The sequence below is a fragment of the Psychrobacter glacincola genome (assembly GCF_904846215.1).
In the GTDB taxonomy this organism is placed as follows: Bacteria; Pseudomonadota; Gammaproteobacteria; order Pseudomonadales; family Moraxellaceae; genus Psychrobacter; species Psychrobacter glacincola.
Genome location: NZ_CAJGZK010000023.1, coordinates 17,804 through 35,246 on the forward strand (window position 1 = coordinate 17,804; position 17,443 = coordinate 35,246).

The 17,443-nt window shown below is 41.9% G+C and carries 16 protein-coding genes and 1 tRNA gene; 10 read left to right on the forward strand and 7 right to left on the reverse strand.

Annotation, left to right across the window (positions count from 1 at the left end):
• Window positions 1-166 precede the first annotated feature (166 nt).
• The 4 genes from queE to JMW90_RS11535 form a co-directional block, all read right to left on the reverse strand.
• Entirely contained in the window at window positions 167-901 is a 735-nt protein-coding gene (gene queE / locus JMW90_RS11520; protein WP_201564334.1) for a 7-carboxy-7-deazaguanine synthase QueE, read from the reverse strand.
• Between the two features lie 390 nt (window positions 902-1,291).
• On the reverse strand, window positions 1,292-2,113 hold the full coding sequence (gene dapD, locus JMW90_RS11525) for a 2,3,4,5-tetrahydropyridine-2,6-dicarboxylate N-succinyltransferase (RefSeq protein WP_020443027.1): 822 nt from the start codon (window positions 2,111-2,113) through the stop codon (window positions 1,292-1,294).
• A 111-nt stretch (window positions 2,114-2,224) separates the two neighbouring features.
• Window positions 2,225-3,157, reverse strand: coding sequence for an alpha/beta fold hydrolase (locus JMW90_RS11530; RefSeq protein ID WP_201564336.1), 933 nt, complete (start codon window positions 3,155-3,157; stop codon window positions 2,225-2,227).
• 275 nt (window positions 3,158-3,432) lie between these two features.
• A tRNA-Asn gene (locus tag JMW90_RS11535) sits at window positions 3,433-3,508 on the reverse strand.
• A gap of 397 nt (window positions 3,509-3,905) precedes the next feature.
• On the opposite strand from JMW90_RS11535, the gene JMW90_RS11540 reads away from it, so the two are divergent.
• From JMW90_RS11540 to JMW90_RS11575, 8 genes are all read left to right on the forward strand, one after another.
• The gene (locus JMW90_RS11540; protein WP_201564338.1) at window positions 3,906-4,643 is read left to right on the forward strand and encodes an SDR family NAD(P)-dependent oxidoreductase; all 738 of its coding nucleotides are present in this window, start codon (window positions 3,906-3,908) and stop codon (window positions 4,641-4,643) included.
• A 51-nt stretch (window positions 4,644-4,694) separates the two neighbouring features.
• A complete protein-coding gene (locus JMW90_RS11545; protein ID WP_201564340.1) occupies window positions 4,695-6,401 on the forward strand; it encodes an NAD(P)/FAD-dependent oxidoreductase in 1,707 nt (568 codons plus the stop codon).
• A 43-nt stretch (window positions 6,402-6,444) separates the two neighbouring features.
• Window positions 6,445-7,521: a DUF1365 domain-containing protein gene (locus JMW90_RS11550; RefSeq protein WP_201564342.1), complete on the forward strand. Its 1,077-nt coding sequence runs from the start codon at window positions 6,445-6,447 to the stop codon at window positions 7,519-7,521.
• Between the two features lie 225 nt (window positions 7,522-7,746).
• Entirely contained in the window at window positions 7,747-9,105 is a 1,359-nt protein-coding gene (locus tag JMW90_RS11555) for an SAM-dependent methyltransferase (protein ID WP_201564344.1), read from the forward strand.
• A gap of 38 nt (window positions 9,106-9,143) precedes the next feature.
• Window positions 9,144-9,554, forward strand: a complete 411-nt coding sequence (locus tag JMW90_RS11560; protein ID WP_201564346.1) for a DUF2177 family protein — start codon at window positions 9,144-9,146, stop codon at window positions 9,552-9,554.
• Between the two features lie 95 nt (window positions 9,555-9,649).
• Window positions 9,650-10,198 (forward strand): acyl-CoA thioesterase, encoded by a 549-nt coding sequence (locus JMW90_RS11565; RefSeq protein WP_201564348.1) that lies wholly within the window; start codon window positions 9,650-9,652, stop codon window positions 10,196-10,198.
• 156 nt (window positions 10,199-10,354) lie between these two features.
• Window positions 10,355-11,452: a cation diffusion facilitator family transporter gene (locus tag JMW90_RS11570; RefSeq protein WP_201564350.1), complete on the forward strand. Its 1,098-nt coding sequence runs from the start codon at window positions 10,355-10,357 to the stop codon at window positions 11,450-11,452.
• Between the two features lie 39 nt (window positions 11,453-11,491).
• Window positions 11,492-12,193 (forward strand): DUF2059 domain-containing protein, encoded by a 702-nt coding sequence (locus tag JMW90_RS11575; protein WP_201564352.1) that lies wholly within the window; start codon window positions 11,492-11,494, stop codon window positions 12,191-12,193.
• 242 nt (window positions 12,194-12,435) lie between these two features.
• On the opposite strand, the gene dps is transcribed toward JMW90_RS11575, so the two are convergent.
• Both dps and JMW90_RS11585 read right to left on the reverse strand, forming a co-directional pair.
• Window positions 12,436-12,933: a DNA starvation/stationary phase protection protein Dps gene (gene dps, locus JMW90_RS11580; protein WP_201564354.1), complete on the reverse strand. Its 498-nt coding sequence runs from the start codon at window positions 12,931-12,933 to the stop codon at window positions 12,436-12,438.
• A gap of 339 nt (window positions 12,934-13,272) precedes the next feature.
• Window positions 13,273-13,692 carry a GFA family protein gene (locus JMW90_RS11585; protein ID WP_201564356.1) on the reverse strand — a complete coding sequence of 140 codons (420 nt, stop codon included), beginning with the start codon at window positions 13,690-13,692 and terminating at the stop codon, window positions 13,273-13,275.
• Window positions 13,693-13,876: 184 nt separating this feature from the next.
• On the opposite strand from JMW90_RS11585, the gene uvrB reads away from it, so the two are divergent.
• Together uvrB and JMW90_RS11595 are read left to right on the forward strand one after the other, a co-directional pair.
• Window positions 13,877-15,988 (forward strand): excinuclease ABC subunit UvrB, encoded by a 2,112-nt coding sequence (uvrB, locus tag JMW90_RS11590; RefSeq protein ID WP_201564358.1) that lies wholly within the window; start codon window positions 13,877-13,879, stop codon window positions 15,986-15,988.
• A gap of 199 nt (window positions 15,989-16,187) precedes the next feature.
• Window positions 16,188-16,556 carry a hypothetical protein gene (locus tag JMW90_RS11595; RefSeq protein WP_201564360.1) on the forward strand — a complete coding sequence of 123 codons (369 nt, stop codon included), beginning with the start codon at window positions 16,188-16,190 and terminating at the stop codon, window positions 16,554-16,556.
• Window positions 16,557-16,807: 251 nt separating this feature from the next.
• Here JMW90_RS11595 and JMW90_RS11600 read toward each other — a convergent pair whose 3' ends face one another.
• Window positions 16,808-17,194, reverse strand: coding sequence for a hypothetical protein (locus tag JMW90_RS11600; protein ID WP_201564362.1), 387 nt, complete (start codon window positions 17,192-17,194; stop codon window positions 16,808-16,810).
• Window positions 17,195-17,443: the final 249 nt, after the last annotated feature.

Genomic DNA, 17,443 nt, shown 5'->3' on the forward strand with positions numbered 1-17,443 from the left:
TAGTCAATGAAAAGTAATATCGACACATTATGTACTGCTGGTATCAATTTTTCTTGCTTGCTGTAGCTAGCCGACAGAGGCTGCAAAAAATTTGTACCAGCAGTACCGTAGCGTTTCTAGAGTATTTTGACTATATGTATTTAAGTGTCCATTCAGATTTTAGAGACTATTTGCCCTTGGCATCCGCCCAAATAATCTTATGTAGTTGCAATTGAAAACGCACGGGCAGGGCGTCGGCTAACATCCATTCAGCAAGCTCACGCGCCAACACCGGCACTTCTGGACTGGTATCGTTTACCGTGTCTTCTTGCGCGACATTAAACATCGGTGAAAACCATACCGTACCGACCAAGTCATTTAGCTTATAGTCGATAATTTTGGCTTTTGCCCAGTCATAATCGGTGCGGTTCATGATGACAAATTTTATTTGGTCATGTTGAGTGAGATAATCGAGGTTTGACCATAAGTTTTTATCGACTTCACCTGAGCTTGGGGTTTTTAAATCCATCACTTTGCTGACCGCTGGCGGAACATTTTCAACCGTCAGTGCGCCTGCGGTTTCAAGAGAAATCTCATAGCCATCATTCAATAAACGCTTCATCAATTCAATGGCATTGGGCTGTGCTAAAGGCTCACCGCCGGTCAAGCAAATACGCTTGCAAGGGAAATTTGCAATGGTTGCCATGATGGTCTCAAGCGATTGACGTTCGCCACCACTAAAGGCATATTCGGTATCGCAATAGACGCAGCGAAGCGGACAGCCGGTCAAGCGTACAAATATCGTCGGCAACCCTGAGGTGATGGCTTCACCTTGTAAGGAATAGAAAATCTCCGTCAAACGTAACCCAGCTTCAGGGTCAGTGACAGGGATGACAGCCGTGCGTAAAGATAACTCACTCATAATATTTCAAATACAGTTAAAGATTGATTGTGCCATCGAGCACATATCAAATAAAAAAGGTTTAATAATCTGTCTAACGCTCGGAAATTCAGTGCCCAAACGAGACGAAGATTATAACGTAAAGTCCTCTATTAAGCTGCTATTCAGCAACAAAAAAGATGCTGGAGCACAAAGCTTCAGCATCTTTTTTCAAAACGAGAAATAATCATCATTAAGTATCTAGGCTATCGTCTATCCACTATAAAAGAAATATAGTGTTGCTGGGATGAATTTTGCGAAGCCTCTGTCTGACGCAGTGCACAGCAAGCGAGGAAAATTTATACCAGCGATACGTTTTAGTGACTGTACCTATTTTACTTTGAACGGATTATAAGTATTTAGGCTAAGTATTTAAGCCAAACGTAGTAACTCATTGACTGATGTTTTGGCGCGGGTTTGTGCATCCACTTTTTTCACGATGATAGCCGCATACAAGCTATGCGTGCCATCTTCAGAAGGCAAGCTGCCTGGCACAACGACTGAGCCTGCTGGTACGCGACCACGATGAATCTCACCTGTTTCGCGATCATAGATGCGCGTTGACTGACCGATATAGACACCCATAGAGATCACTGCGCCTTCTTCTACGATAACGCCTTCAACGATTTCAGAGCGCGCACCGATAAAGCAGTTGTCTTCGATGATGGTCGGGTTGGCTTGTAATGGCTCTAAAACACCACCGATACCGACGCCGCCTGATAAATGGACATTTTTACCGATTTGAGCACATGAACCAACGGTCGCCCAGGTATCTACCATAGCGCCTTGGTCAACATAAGCACCGATATTGACATACGATGGCATTAATACGGCGCCTGGCGCGATATAAGAGCCTTTACGCGCAACGGCTGGCGGCACGACGCGTACGCCAGCTTCTTTAAACTGCGCTTCTGTCCAATCCGCAAATTTCGTTGGTACCTTGTCATAAAACTGGACATGCTCGCCCGCTGCTTGAACGTAGTTGTCATTGAGGCGGAACGATAGCAAGACGGCTTTTTTTGCCCACTGATTGACGACCCATTCACCATCCTTTTTTTCTGCAACGCGCAAAGTGCCGTTATCTAGCTGCTCAAGTACTTGATTGATGGCATCACGGACATCTTGTGGCATGGTTGCTGGGCTATATTCATTGCGATTCTCAAAAGCTTGTTCGATGGTTTGTTGTAATGACATAAACATTCCTAAAATTGATGAAAGTAAATAAAAAACTTGCCGTATTGTCGCTAATTTGGCAACTTTTAGCAAACGTGATAGACGATACTATAAGTTTAAGGGTTCATGGTCTTAAGTATTGCTATTTATCCAGTCTAAAATGTCTTGATAAACTAGCGTATTGTTCTGTTCATGGAGCGGCTCATGGCGCATATGAGGGTAGAGCTGCACAGAGACATGATCAAAATGCTGTCTGTCTAAGCGATTGGCAATGTTGCGAATGCCGCGACCCATATCACCGATGGGGTCATTTTCTCCGCTGATCAATAACATCGGAAAATCTTTGGCAATCGTCATCGCCCAGTTTTTATGCAAGCCTGCGTCCATCAATGTAAAGAGGGTCATAAAGCCGTTATTGGTAAAGTCAAAACCCGTCAATGGATCGGCTTCATAAGCTTCAACGGCGGCAGGGTCTTCGCTCAACCACGCAAAATTTGATGAAGAAATGCGATTGTTAAGCTTGCTATTGAGTACTTTATTCATCACGTTAGCAAACAGGGTATTTGGCTTTTTAGGCGCCGCTTTTGCCAGTAACTTATTGATTGGTAGCAATACTTTGGTCAATGGATTGGCATCAGCTGTACCCATCAAGATAGCGCCGGTAAAGTTACGCGCATGGTGCTTAAGGACGTTACGTACGATAAACGAGCCCATAGAGTGACCCATGACGAAGTGAGGTACATTCGGATGACGCACTTTTAAGCTGTCCGCCATGACGATGACATCTTTTAACAATGACTGCACAGGATGCTCTTCACCAAAAAAACCCAAATCTTTGGCAGATTTGACGGTTTTTCCATGACCAAGCTGATCATAAGTGGCGACCGCAATACCGTGATCGGCTAAAAATTGCGCAAAGTCTGCATAGCGCCCGCTGTGCTCTGCCATGCCATGTACAATCAGCAAAGTTGCGCTAATGGCAGTATCACTATGGCTCGGCTCAAAAAAGGTATGATGCAGATAATGGGTGTTGTCAGAGGAGGTGATTTGTGCGGTATTACTCATAAAAATCCAGTCCTTGAATGGTTAAGGGTATGATGAGATAGATTATATATTTTTTAGAACTTTATTATAGGGATAAGTTATTGCTACAACCACTCTAATTGCGAAATTTGGCAACATTAGTATGTTATTTGGCGTTCAATGGGTGTTATAGTCCAGATGTTTAAACGACAGCTACAAAAATAGCAGCCATAAAAAAACCCCCATCAAAGTGATGAGGGTCTTGGCAAATGCCATAATCGAATCAAAGATGACTCAAAAAATTTACTACTAAAATATGGCTCTCCAACCTGGGCTCGAACCAGGGACACACGGATTAACAGTCCGTTGCTCTACCAACTGAGCTATTGGAGAATAGGCGGTAAGTGTTTAATCGCTTACAACAAGCTTAGAGAATCTCTAGTGAGTTCTTGCTAAGTGGGGCGTATTCTAGCAAAGATAAAAAATACGTCAAGCTTTTTTTTGCATATTTTTATAGATTAGAAATACTAGCGCTGTCATAAAGGATTTGTCGAGCCAATTTGCGTCATATCTTTGATATAAATCTGTTTGCGAAGCAACAACAAATAAAGGCACTTGCTTATACTATAATTATTTAGTTTTGATAAATGAACTGAGCTATTGGTTAATAAAATAATGCTAATGGCGTCAGCTTAATCATAGCTATATAACTGTTAAAGGCTTATAGAATAAAGATTGATCAAAGCCGACCGAAGTATAAAGCCTCAAGCGACTAAAAAGGATATTTGCGATGACAGACACTGCTAAGAAACAACATATTGTGATTACGGGTGCGACCTCTGGTATTGGTTATCAGCTAGCAAAAGATTATCTAGTAGAGGGACACCATGTCTATGCCGTCGGTCGTGATGAGGAAGCCTTGTCTGCGCTTAAATCATTAGGAGCAGAGACGGTTGAGGTTGATCTGATGGATCGCGAAAAGGTATTAACGGCTTTTGACAAAATCAGTAAGATTGATTTGGCGATTTGCGGTGCTGGCATGTGCGAATATTTAGATATGCCTGATTTTGATAGCGCGGCGTTTATGAAGGTTGTCACAGTGAATATGGGCACGTTATCGCATGCTATCGAAGGAGTGTTGCCAAAGCTGATGGCATCAAAAGGGCGCTTGGTGGGTATCGGCTCAGCGTCGGCTTACGTGCCATTTGCCCGTGCAGAGGCTTATGGCAGCTCAAAAGCAGCTATTCATTATTTAATGAAAACTTTGCAGATTAGTCTTGCACCGCATGGTGTATCGGTGAGCTTAGTAGTACCCGGTTTCGTTGAGACCCCAATGACCAAGCAAAACGATTTCCCGATGCCGTTTCTACAGACGACACAGCAGGCAAGTCAAGCGATTCGTGCTGGAATTAAGAGTGGTCATGACGTCATTGAATTTCCCAAAAAACTGACGTTGCCATTAAAAGTATTAGGAACATTACCTGATTTGGTGTGGCAACAGGTCAGTACAAAAATCAATAAAAAATAGCCAGTTTTACTATTTTTGAACACCTATAAAGAAAATAACTAGGAATATTTTATGCCGTTTTTGCGCCGTAAATCTAAGCAGCTATCTAATCAAGTAGAAGCCGTTGTTAAGGCCACAAGCCGTCATTCAGAGGATAAGAATGATGCACAAGTCAGAAAAAATATCGCTATTATTGGCTCAGGGGTATCAGGTTTAACTTGTGCTCATTATTTGGCAACGCAATTTGAGGTCACCGTATTTGAAGCCAGTGATTATATTGGCGGGCATGTAAATACTATCGATGTGACGCTACAAGATGGTAAAAAAGCAAAGCGAAGCACGGTTGAGAAAAGTGCGATAGATACTGGCTTTATCGTCTTTAATGAGCGTACCTATCCCAATTTTTTCCGCCTGCTTTACGAGCTGCAAGTACCTTTTCAAGCAACGGATATGAGCTTTTCAGTCAGAAACAGTGCCCGTAATTTTGAATATAATGGTCATACGCTCAACACGTTATTGTCGCAACGTAAGAATATTTTAAGTCCCAAGTTTTGGGCATTTATCACTGATATTTTGCAGTTCAATAAACAAGTGCGTCAGCTATGCCAAGATTATGATAAGGCACGGGAGCAGGGGCAGGATATTGCTGTTTTTACCAAACAAACGCTAGGCGAGTATCTAGATACTAAAAAATATGGGGACTTGTTCAAGGATAATTATTTATTACCGATGGTATCTGCCATTTGGTCGACCAGTATGCGCGACGTACAAGACTTCCCCTTAGTGTTCTTCGCTCAATTCTTTGACAACCATGGTTTGCTCGATGTGGTCAATCGTCCACAGTGGTTTACGATAAAAGGCGGCTCTAAGCAGTATGTAAATAAGTTGGTCACACGTTTTGTAAAAGCAGGTGGCAGCATTCGCGTCAATACACCTGTACAGTCGATCAGTCGCGCAGATGACAAAGTGATGTTGAAGGTTATGGATAAAACCGATGATAAGGCGCAAACACTTGTGTTTGATGAAGTTATCTTTGCTTGCCATGCAGATACAGCACTCAAAATATTAACAGACGCCAATCCTGTTGAGCAGAAAACATTAAGTAAATTTGTCTTTACCAGTAATACAGCGGTTCTACATACCGATACCTCAGTTTTACCAAAAAACTCGCTGGCATGGGCAAGCTGGAACTATTTAATCGATAATAAAGATGCAAATAAGGACAGCAAAGCGCTACCGCAAAGTGCCACAAAGCCAGTATTGACCTATCATATGAATATCCTGCAGCGCTTAACCAAAAAGCACAATTATTTAGTGACACTCAATCATGAGGTGGATGAAAGCCAAGTTATCAAGCGTATAGACTATAGTCATCCCGTGTTTAATAACGAGATGATTGCCGCGCAAGCACAGTGGTCAAGTATTTCTGGTAGTAGCGGTTCACATACCCATTTTTGCGGTGCTTATTGGTTTAATGGTTTCCATGAAGACGGTGTAAGAAGCGCTCTACGTGTCTGTCAGGCCCTAGGATGCGACATCGATATCAAAGATACCGTTGACCCAATCCATTTGCCTGATGCTAAAAGCGCTCATACGCCGTTCCGTTACAAAGACTTGCCAATAAAAGCAGATAAAAAATTACCCAAACTCAAAAAGCGTCAGATAGCCACTGCTACGACCAATCAAGAGTTGGTGCAATACATTGCAACGTTAGAGCCGGTGGCTAAAGCATTTAAAAAGAAGAAATCGGTTTTTTTTGCTCGTCGTAAAGATAAGTAGCTGTAGTCGCTAAACATAGCGTTACTCATTGAAGGTAATAAGCATGCCAGCATCAGAACAGTCTAATAGTATATGCGTAGAGCCTGCGTTGTCAGATGATGCTAAGGGTTTACCACACCAAATATTTCATGGCACAACATGGCACAGTCGATTGCTACCGAGTATGCATAAATTCGCTTATCCTTATCGTTATTGGGGTATTAATATTACGGCATTAGCAGCAGGTCAGGCATTACCAGAAGTAGATATCAGACCATTTATCGACAACAAAATCCTGAAAAAATTGCCATTTAACAAACTATTGCTATTTTCTGGAACAAAAAAAGCCTTACAGCAGTTTTATGCTGAGGATTATTTACAAGGGTTAAGCGGACAAGATAAGGATAGCCTAAGTAAAAATAAATATTTTAATCATAACAGCCAACCGTCAGCCAAAGGCAAAACACCAGATAAACACGCATTTTTAATCGCTGCTCAAGCGCTTGAGCAGCGATTAAGACAAGCGTTTACCACACAGACAGGCAGTGCGCCAACAGGCGATATGATTGGCATGCTCGTTTGCCGCAATGCAGGTATATATTTTAGTCCAGTGAATTTTTATTTGGGTTTTGATAAAGCGCAAAAACCTAGCCATCTATTGGCAGAAGTATCCAATACACCATGGGACAAACGCCATTATTATGGGTTTTTATTAGAGGGGATAAATACTGAGTTTTGTCATGATAAAAGTTTTCATGTCTCACCTTTTAATCCCATTGACCAGCAATATCAGTGGCACGTAACGATTAAAAGAGCGATAAAAAATACTGTCATCAGTGAAGTGAAAACTGAGGCAACCACGTTGTCAAAGCAGTGTTTGGATATTCGTATTGCCATCAACATCAGTGACAAGCGCGGTGAAGTATTAAAGACCGGTATAAAAATGTCAGGCGTACCAATGACAGCGACAACGATTCGCGATAGCTTGCGTAAAAATCCACTAATGAATATAACGTCTTTAATGCGTATTTATGGGCATGCTTTTAAACTCTATGCCATTAAAAAAGTACCCTATATCAATTACGATGAAACATTAGCCGATAGCAAGCAGCATGATGGCAATAATAAAAGTAAGCAGTAACTATAGTCGATTCATTTTAAAAACGATACAGTGCTATTGGCTATAAATTTTTTGCAGCCTCTGTTTGCATGGGCACAGCAAGCAAGAAAAAATTATAGCCAATAGCATGTTATTACCATCGTAGCGCTTTTATTTTGAACTGACTCTATTATGTCAAGGCTTCAAGGATTCAAGATTTAACTTAAAGTGCTTACTATTGAGCATTTATATAAGGATGAGTAGACGATGTCAGCAAGACCAACCAGCAGGGCACCCGCATCAAAAACAGGAAAAATTATCGCTCGTATGAGTCAAACGGTTAGCGAAAGTGCTATTTTGCAGCCAGTCGGTAATAGTGTCAATTATCTAACCAGAAAAGCCATATTCCGTGCTTTGACGCATATTCAATTTGGCAGTATCACTATTATTGAGGATTTTACTGGACAGGAATCTGAGCCGCATCGTTTTGGCAAACCCTCTGCTGACAACATAAGCAGCTCAGCTATCGGTCGTCACCCATTAGATGTGACACTTAAGATTCATGATAGTAGTGTGTATCGTCAGCTGTTATTTGGCGGCTCTATTGCGCTTGCGGACAGTTATATCAATGGCGAATGGGATACGGACGATCTGACAGGTTTGATTCGACTGGCAGCGCGTAATTTGGCGGTGCTCAATCAGTTAGAGAGCCGCTTTGCTGGTATTAGTAAGACTTTTGAGCGGGCAAATCATAAACTGCGCAGTAATGACAAATCTGGCTCAAAATCTAATATTTTAGCGCATTACGACTTGGGTAATGACATGTACCAGCGTTTTTTAGACGATACGATGATGTATTCATCGGCAGTCTATAAAACGCTAGATACGACATTGGCTGAGGCGCAGCAGCATAAACTGGCGCTGATTTGTGAGCGCCTACAACTGAAGCCCGAAGATACTGTGCTAGAGATTGGTACGGGATGGGGCGGTTTTGCTATTTATGCAGCAACGCATTATGGCTGTCAAATTACGACGACGACTATCTCGGACGCGCAATATCAAGAGGCGCAGTCCCGTGTCAAAGCAGCTGGGCTGACTGATAAAATCACCCTATTAAAGCAAGACTATCGTGAGCTGACAGGACAGTATGACAAATTGGTCAGTATCGAGATGATTGAGGCAGTTGGACATGAATATTTGCCGATTTTTTTTGCCAAATGTAATACTCTACTTAAGCCAACAGGATTGATGGTGCTGCAAGCCATTACCTTTAATGATCAAAATTATCAGGATTATATAAAATCTGTCGATTTTATTCAGACGCATATTTTCCCCGGTGGTTGTTTATTGTCCAATCAAGAATTAACGACGCAGTTTACTGAGCAGACCGATATGGTCATCAAGCAATTGCACGATTACGGTTTTGACTACGCTTTCACGCTACGAGATTGGCGTACTGCCTTTATATCACAGCGTGAAGAGATAAAAGCGCTCGGTTATGATGAAGCGTTTATTCGTCTGTGGGAGTTTTATTTTTGCTATTGCGAAGGGGGGTTTTTGGAACGTACGATTGGAGTCGTGCAAGTCACCGCGGTCAAGCCAAACAACATTGATACATCGCATTAATACGCTGCATTTTTATTCCATTATAAAAGGATCTTACTATGGGTTATATTTATATCTATCTTGCTTCTCTTGCCATATTTTTGGGCATTGATGCGGTTTGGCTTACGACCATGAAGGGTATGTTTTATGAAAAACGTATCGGGCATTTGCTTGCCGATGAGCCAAATATGACTGCCGCTGGGGTGTTTTACCTGTTTTACCTGTTGGTGCTGTGCATTATTATCCTCTATCCACAAATCAGATCAAATGCGCCGATTCACCATATTTTCATATTGGGTGCTTTAATAGGGCTGATGGCTTACGGTACTTATGACTTTACCAGCTTAGCGTTATATAAAGGCTTTACTCTGGACACCGCTTTGGTTGATTTTGCTTGGGGCGGTATTTTGACGGGTTCCGTGAGTGCTATCGTGGCATGGCTCGCTTATCGTTTTCACTGGTTAAGCTAGTTTGTTCTTTAATATGAATTGACTACATTTGCGCTGTGGCCATTGCTGCTGTATAAATAACACTTAATAATATTTTTACCCCGTTAAGGAACACTATGTCGCAATATAACACCAGCTCCACGGCTGAAAGAGTGCCATTAAACCATGAGCTATATATGTCAGTACTGATGACACCTGATATGGCCAATTTTATTGGTAATGTCCATGGGGGGGATTTGCTTAAGATGCTGGACCAAGTCGCTTATGCCTGTGCTAGTCGATATAGTGGTAGTTATGTAGTGACCTTGTCGGTTGATCAAGTGATGTTTCGTGAGCCTATTTATGTTGGCGAGTTGGTAACGTTTGCAGCTAGTATTAATTATGTCGGCAAAACCTCAATGGAGGTCGGTATTCGGGTTGAGGCAGAGGACGTCCGTGCGCGTAAAATCCGCCATACCAACAGCTGCTACTTTACGATGGTCGCGATTGATGATAAAGGTAGGCCAACACCGGCGCCTGAGATTGAGATTAAAGATGCTATGCAACAATGCCGATTTGACGCAGGATTAGAGCGCAAAAAGTTACGTATGGAAGGCTCACAACGTATCAGTTGTGACATCAATAAATTCACTAAAAAAATAGCAAATGAAAAATCTGCTCATTGATGCAGACAATAAACAAAGCCTCACCAAAACATTACTGATAAGAACAGGTTTTTTGACTATAGTAAATGGAAGCTTAAGTAACTAATAAATCAGCCAGCGTCTCATCTATAGCGAGTCTGATTTAATACCTTAAACCATCCATTTATTGAGACTCAGATGAGTGTAAAACCACCAGAATCCAATCCAAGAGATGATCCAATGCCGCGCGCTGATACGCGCGGCATCGGCCGCTCTCGCGCTCAAAACCCCTTCAATGCTCCAGATAACATTCACTCTGACCACTCTACATCTGCGCCAAGCCATGATGACAAAAAATCAAGCTCACTAATAACGGTATTGATTGCAGTTGGTGCCAATCTTATTATTGCGATTGCAAAAACGGTAGCGGCGTTTATGACGGGTTCTGCTTCTATGATAGCGGAATCTGCTCATTCTTGGGCAGACGCGGGCAATGGTACACTGTTAATCGTTGCAGAGAAAAAGTCGGTCAAACCTGCTGACAAAAGCCATCCACTCGGCTACGGTAAAGAGTCGTATGTATGGTCGATGATTGCAGCGTTTGGCGTCTTTATGGCAGGTTCAGTGGTGTCTATTTATACTGGCATTACCGAGTGGAATGCCGTTGAGACTGAAACCAACTATACCATTGGTTTTATTATCTTGGCAGTCGCCTTTGTGCTTGAAGGATTTTCTTTAACACAAGCGTATTTGCAAAGTAAAAAACATGGCGAAGCGATTAATGTCAGTGCCATCGGTTATGTGATGGACACCTCCAACCCCACCTTGCGCGGTGTGTTCTTTGAAGATTTGGCGGCAGTCATTGGGTTGGTTGTGGCCGCAGCTGCTATGGCAATGCACGCCTATACTGGCGAACCATTTTGGGATGCGCTTGGGTCTATCATTGTCGGTATATTGCTGGCCGTAGTGGCAGTCTTTTTAATCAGTCGCAATCGTGATTTTTTGGTTGGTTATAGAGTCTCAGAAAAAATGCATGATTATATTTTATCAGAGCTTATCAAGCATCCAGATATTGATAGCGTTTCTTACTTGCATTTGGAGTGGGTAGGACCCAAAAAAATATTTATGGTCGCGGCGGTCGATATTGCTGGCAATCAACACGAGCAAGAAATTGCACATAAATTTGAAAGTATAGAAAACCAGTTTCGCAGTCAGGCATTGTTTCAAGAAGCTATTTTGACCTTGTCTGTCCCTAACGCTGAAATCTTACGCTTACCTGATAATGAACATCTATAATCTATAATCTATAACTTATAATAAGAATGAGAACATGATATGAAAATTCCTTTAAAACCTCTAACCAAAAATCCCAATCGCCGCTCAGAAGTAGTATCGCCGTTATTGGCACTAGTAGTAGCGACTTTGATGTCAACTACTGCTGTGCAAGCCAATGCAGAGTTAATCGTACACAGTGATGCCAATCGAATTCAACACTCAAAAACGGTTATAGCAGTACCCTATACTGTTAGTAAGATTAATGAATTAGAAAGAGTCAACAGCCCGTTACCGACTGATGTCTCTATCATTAAGCTCATGCAGGTGATGCACATTGATGAGCAAATACAATCTATCGTCGATGGTAAGCAGGCGGCTATCAAGGCAATCAATACGCAAACTCAGAATCAACAGATAAATGATAAACCATTAAATAAGCGTCAACGCGAGCTACAAAATCAGATCCAAAGTGTTTTAGGTCAATATGCTAAAATCATGACCAATGGGATAGGTAATACGGCAGATATTCAAACCTTAACGCAAGCTTATATCAGTGCAGCAAAAACCTACTATACGCAAGCGGAAGTGGATGCCCAAATCAAATTTTACGACACCGCTGTCGGTCAAAATATCTTAGCAAAACAGCCACAAATTACCGCCGCTTTTTTAAAGCAAGCCTTACCGCAAGATACCTCAGAGACTGAAAGTCAGTTAAGTGAGTTGTTGCCGCAGATGAAGCAAATTGTAAAAGGTATTTTTTAAAGTATATTTTATAGATGCAGTTAAAATACCTTAAAAAAGCCACGACATTACGGGTATAAATTTGTTGCAGTTTGTGTTTGCGTACTCTGTCTGCGTAGACACAGTAAGTAAAGAAAATTAATATCAGCAGTATGCGATTTATCGATATTGACTATAGTCAAAATCATCAAACATAAAAAAGGTCACCATAGAGGTGACCTTTTTCTATTTAGCAAATAAGTTAATCTTACATTGAGACGCTCTTATTTTTTAGAGGTATCTTTTTTAGGGGCATTTGCACCGATGAACCAAGCATCTTTATCAACAGTACGGCTCACTTCAGTCAATAAATCAGCGGTGTCTTCATCGCCTGCATCGCCTGCGGCATCAATCCCTTCACGCAAAGACGCAGCAATAGCCTTATAGCGATTGGTCAGCTCACGAACGTGCTGGTCAACGTCAGTGATATCAGTCGGGTAAGTTTCTAGTATAGAGTCTTCAGCGACGCGCTTAGAGATACCATTGGCTTTACCACCAAGGATAACAATGCGTTCAGCGACCGTATCATAAGCTTCCGTTAAGCGCCCATAAGTGTCATCTAATAACTGATGCACGCCAATAAAGCCAGTACCTTGCAAATTCCAATGACATTGCTTGCTGTCCATACTCAAATCAATCAGATTTGCTAGGTTAGCATTCAACAAATCGATCATTTTTTTAGCAGTTTTATCGTCGATACCACTTGCGTAACGTTCTCTCATATTTTGCTCCAGTATTTTATTTTAATTAATTTAGGTTTTTGATTAATATCTATATCAACAACTCTTTAAATTTTTATTTATTAAGGTGTTGCTGACTGCTTGTAAATTCATTATCGATAATAACAGCTTAAATAACAGATGGAACCCCGACATTTAGGCTTTATACAAGGGTCGTGTAATGAGTTTGTTAATCATGAAAATCTTTGTAAATTTAATAGCTAAAATAGACGCTTTGATAACAATCGGTGCACACAGCAGCATGTTTGAGTTTATTAAAATCTGATTTAGTTGACGTTAAGATGAGGAGCTAAGTATAGATATTCTAAACCCTATAAATACTCAATCCTTTGGTCTAGTGCCTTTCTCTGCGAATTTATCAAACAGCTCTTGCTGGGTCAAGTTTACCGTGTCATTGGCAAACTCATAATAGTCAGGCTTTTTGTCTATAAAAATCTGACTTTCAAAAGTCAGGTTCGGATCTTCTTGAAATAACCCAAGCGATAGGACATAAGTCTCAGAGCCCAACTGATGATAGTATAGATTGGTGCCGCATTTATGACAAAAAGCACGCTCCGCCCATGCTGAAGAGGGATAGACCGTCATTGAGTCTTCACCTTGAATATCAGGTTTTGAGTGGCTATGTATCGCCATCAATGGTCCGCTGCCCCAACGGCGACACATCGTGCAATGGCAAGCCTCAAAGGTATTAATATCTTCTAATTCGATGGTGACGTTACCGCACAGACAGTGACCTTTCATAACTCTTTCCTTTATTGATTGTCATTGAACTATACCTGAGTTTCTATATTTTTTATTGAGGGTTTTTGCATCTATGTGTAGGTGTTTAGCGCGATAAATGACCTTTAAAAATAAAGATTTAACCCCATCTTGTTAGAAACTTAACCTCTTATAACCTTTTATAAATATCAGGAAGACAACCATTATGCGAATGCCTGAACCGCGCTCGTCGCGTCAGTTAAACCAATTGGCCACTCAGCTACAGGGCGAAGCTGAAATTAGTGGTGTCAATGCGTCTGGTACGCAAATATCAAGTCGTGCCTTTGAGATGGTCACCGAATTTGAGCCAGCAGGCGATCAGCCGCAAGCGATAAAAAAGCTGGTTAACGGTGTCAATGCTGGCATGGATGAGCAGTTGTTATTGGGTGTGACGGGTTCTGGTAAAACCTATACCATGGCAAAAGTCATCTCTGAAACCCAACGTCCAACCATTATCATGGCGCATAATAAGACGCTTGCTGCGCAGTTATATGGGGAATTTAAATCATTCTTCCCCAACAATGCGGTTGAGTACTTTGTCAGTTATTATGACTATTATCAGCCAGAAGCCTATGTCGCTGCCAGTGATACTTTTATCGAAAAAGACAGCGCTATTAATGATCATATTGATCAGATGCGTCTATCAGCGACGCGTGCTTTGCTAGAGCGTCGTGATGCGATTATCGTTGCTTCGGTATCATGCATCTATGGTTTGGGCGATCCAGAGAGTTATCTGAAAATGCTGCTGCACGTTGTCGTCGGTGACAAAATAGACCGCACTGCGACGATTAAGCGTCTGGTTGAGATGCAATATACGCGTAACGAATTAGACTTCGGGCGGGGTACTTATCGTCTGCGCGGTGAGCTACTAGATATTTATCCTGCTGAGTCTGAACAGCTGGCGGTACGTGTGCACCTGTTTGATAATGAAGTGGAAAAAATCACATGGTTTGATCCTTTAACGGGCAAAACGGTGCGTACGGTGCCGCGTATTACCATTTATCCAAAATCGCATTATGTGACGCCGCGCAATAAGTTAGAAGCTGCCAGTCATACTATCCGCGCTGAGCTTGAGCCACGTTTAGAGTATTTCCGTGAAAATAACAAGCTGATTGAAGCACAGCGTCTCAAAGAGCGGACTCAGTATGACCTTGAGATGATTCAGCAGCTTGGCTACTGTAACGGTATTGAAAACTACTCGCAGCATCTCTCCGGTCGTCCGTCAGGAGAGGCGCCGCCGACGCTGTTTGATTACATTCCAGAAGATGCGCTGCTATTTATTGACGAATCGCACGTGACGGTATCGCAGATTGGTGCGATGTATAAAGGCGATAGATCGCGTAAAGAGAACTTGGTTAATTACGGCTTTCGTCTGCCAAGTGCGATGAATAACCGCCCGATGAAGTTTGAAGAATGGGAGCGTATCAAACCCAAGACCATTTATGTCAGCGCCACGCCTGCGTTATACGAGCTTGAACATAGCGAGCAAGTGGTCGAGCAAGTGGTGCGCCCAACCGGTTTGATTGACCCTGAGATTGAGATTCGTCCCGTATTAACGCAAGTCGATGATGTGCTATCTGAGATTACCAAGCGCCGTGAAAAAGATGAGCGGGTATTAATCACTACCTTGACCAAGCGTATGTCGGAGGATTTGACCAGTTATCTTAAAGAATACGATGTCAAAGTCGCTTATCTACACTCAGATATTGATACCCTTGAGCGTATGCAGATTATTCATGAGCTGCGTACTGGCGTACATGACGTGCTGGTCGGTATTAACTTACTACGTGAAGGTCTTGATATGCCCGAAGTATCATTGGTGGCGATATTTGATGCGGACAAAGAGGGCTTCTTGCGTTCTGAGCGTGCCTTGATTCAGACCATTGGTCGTGCTGCGCGTCATATTAATGGTAAAGCGATTCTCTATGCTGACCGTATTACCAACAGTATGCAAAAAGCGATTGATGAGACGGATCGTCGCCGCGAAAAACAAGTGGCCTTTAACTTTGAGCATAACATCACGCCAACAGGCGCGCGCCGTAGTATCACGGATAAAATCGATACAGGTGATGACCATGATGCCAATGATAATCAGATGATTCCAATTAAGAGCAATCTGCCTGACGTCGATATCAGTATCTTACGTAGTCCTGATTTGCTGGCTAAAGAAATCAATCGTCTTGAGAAGCTTATGAAGCAGATGTCGCGTGACTTGAAGTTTGAAGATGCCGCGAAGACTCGCGATAAAGTATTGGAATTGAAGGCGCATTTGATTTAGAAAGTTTAGAAAGTAAGGTGTAAAATGGAAAAGAGCAGGGCTGTCGCTCCCATGTGGTTAGTTTTTTAAGGGGTGACAACTATTCTGCCATAGGGGCATACAGCGGCTTTACATATAATAGATCAACGAAGTATAACTTACGTGATAGCTATTTTGAGTAAGTCACGTTGAAAGATTTTTGAATTTTAAGGATGTATTGATGTTCGATATAAAGGCGTTATTAAAAAGAGGAATAGAGAAAGAATTGCTCGATGTGGATGACTACATTTTTATGCCAGAGACGATAGAGATTATGGTTGATGATGGTCAATTAAAATGCATTTTAAACAGTGATGGTCGAGTCAATGTTTTTTATACTAAGCAAGGTATAACGGATGTGAGATCAGCCGCTCGTAAGCATCCATTTACCTCGTTTGAGACAGAACTGAATCACGGAATTTATGATGACATCATTCATGACTTGGTCAAAGAGGTGAATAAAATCCTTGATAGTAAATCTAAATATTTTCGCCATAGAGTTCTACCCGTAGTAGTGCCTCAGAGCCTATCAAATGGTGGAAGCGTTTAAAGAGTTAAAGCATAAATAAGTACTATTGTGCTTGATAAAAAAGGGACGTTATATGAATAACGTCCTTTTTTTATTGCTTAACGCTATAGTTCGTTCAAAAGAAAAGCGATACGATTGTAATAACGTGCTATTGGCTATAATTTTTCTTGCTTGCTGTTCGCAGGCGTGACAGAGGCTGCAAAAAATTTATAGCCAATAGCACTGTATCGTTTTTAAAATGAATTGACTGTATCTCGTTTTATAGAAGCTGCTTATTTAACGATGCTAGAGTAACAACTCTGCAGTGACTTCGCGACGACTCGAGCCACTAATTGCACACGATATTGTGGGTCTATGGCTGCATTACCCAATTCAATGATGCTGACTTGCTGCGGTGCTTGCTCACTGACGCAACCGCAAACTCTACCTTTGACAGCTTCTTCTTGCGCTTGGGTCATAGCGACACTGGCAATACGCCACGCGTTCTGCTGTTCGATCTGACTGCGACATTGATTGTCGATAGCCGCTTTAAAAACGTTCATACCGATCTCGTTTGCTGTACCCATTGCTGTGCCAGCATTGGTATTGCCGCCCGTTGTGGCACAGCCCGCTAACGCAAATGTTGCCAATAATGCTGTTGATGCGAATAATTTTTTCATCAGATTTCCTTTCAGATTGATCAGTATTATGAGGGGACATATTTAAAATTTTATATCGTGCTGAGCAGACACACCAAAACCTATAATTTGCTTTTTGCTACCTATATAGTTGATCCACTTTTAAAAGAGTACAACACTACTGGGGTTAATTATTTGCAGCCTCTGTCTGCGCAGGCACAGCAAGCAAGAAAAATTAATCGCAGTAGTGCTTTATAACATTTGTACTTCTTTTATCTAGGACTGACTATG